This is a genomic window from Bathymodiolus platifrons methanotrophic gill symbiont (genome assembly GCF_002189065.1).
Taxonomy (GTDB): Bacteria; Pseudomonadota; Gammaproteobacteria; order Methylococcales; family Methylomonadaceae; genus Methyloprofundus.
The window spans coordinates 1-1,636 of the sequence record NZ_BDMN01000524.1 but is presented as its reverse complement, the minus strand read 5'-3'; the positions used below and the strand labels follow the sequence as shown (position 1 = coordinate 1,636).

1 protein-coding gene is annotated in these 1,636 nt (G+C 32.6%); it reads right to left on the bottom strand.

Features of this window, described 5'->3' with window-relative positions; genetic code table 11:
* Positions 1 to 94 precede the first annotated feature (94 nt).
* Positions 95 to 1,480, bottom strand: coding sequence for a KAP family P-loop NTPase fold protein (locus CDZ78_RS20110; RefSeq protein ID WP_087871542.1), 1,386 nt, complete (start codon positions 1,478 to 1,480; stop codon positions 95 to 97).
* Between the last annotated feature and the right edge of the window lie 156 nt (positions 1,481 to 1,636).

Here is a 1,636-nt window from a genome sequence, read left to right as displayed (position 1 = left end):
TTATCAATACGTCCCGTAGGGAGCCAATATATTCTCCACATGAACGGTACGCCGCAGAATTTGCAAAATGCGGCCTAAGGGCATTATAGGGACTCTAATTATCATCGGTAAGCATGAGCGTCTTTATGACTTTCTTAATAATGTCAACCTGATGATTTATCCCTTCTTTTATGGCACAAGGAAATAATCTACGAATATTGTTTTCCCAGTATTTAGACGCGTCTTTATTTTTCCAAGGGTTATCTTTTGAATCTATCGTCTTGGCGTTCATCCAAAACATCACATAGATAATTTGAACCATGTGATCCGGTAATGTCCAAAAAACATCTGTACTGGTCTCTATATTAGGGATTGTTTTTTGTCTTAAGGCAGCTGTGATTTTATGTTCCTCATTATCTATTAATATTTTTGGTTGTAATTCTGGGAAAAAAGAACAGATAAATACTCCAAATATCTTGAGCATAGGAACACCAATGTTTTCTTGAGTAAATTCAAGTTTGTCGGAAGCTAGAAGGCTATAAATTTTTAAGTTTTTTGTGAACGTTTCAACTTCACGTAGCGAGAGTTGGTTATTTTTAAATAATTCTACCCAAAAAGATTTGATCTGATCGTTTAATAAGGAAGGAAAATCAGCTTCAATTAATGTACAAAAATGTTCTGTTGATAAGTCTTGATCTTTACCGGTTTGTAGAAAGGTAACAGGTAACGTAAAACTGAATCTAATAAATTTATCTAAGTATTTTTTGGCATCAATAGATGTTCCGTAAGAGTGATTAATTGAGGCTCTTAATTGCTCTGAGTTAGTAACCAAAACAAACTGCACACCATCAACATTAAAGATATGCTTAATGTTCTCTAGCATAGATACTGCAAAGTCAGGTCGGCAACGATCTAGCTCATCAACAAAAATAACGATAGAGCTAGTTTCTGTCAGCTTTTTTAAAGCGTCCTGTAATACTTGAATATTTTTATTAGCATCTTTATGTTCTTTTAGTAAAGCATCAACAGTATTGTTAATTATCTCATTTCCAGTTTTATTCATTTCATCTTTGAGACCTTCATTCAACTCGTCTACTCCCTGTTTGAATACCCATATTAAACTTGTTTTACCTATCGTCTTTAAAGAAAATCTAAGAACAGAAATAATACGTTTTTTAAACGGACTACTATCAAAGTTTTCTTTTTTTTCCATTAAACTTAAAATGGATGCTAACAATGTCATTAAAGGTTCATCCGCATGATCAGCTTGAAATGCATTGATGTAAATTGGATTTAATTTCTGTTCATCCTGACTTATAAGGTTAATCAATTTATGGCAAAATTCTGTTTTACCTGTTCCCCAGCCTCCATCAATAATCATAGGTGATACTGATATAGAACTTTTTTGTAAAAGACTAATTACTTTTTCCGCAATAGGCTTTCGGTTGTATTCATCTCTATCGTCAAAAGTGCGTTTTTCAATATTAATATTATTAGTCATATTGGTATATCAGAAGTGGTTTTATAGTGATTGTTGGAAATATGTTGTCTAGTGTTGTAAAAAAAGGGGCGGGATAATATCTTTTCGCTACTTTCAGAGAGGTTATACACTTATTATACGAATTCAGGAGAGATAAAAAAATCAACAAACTTGTTC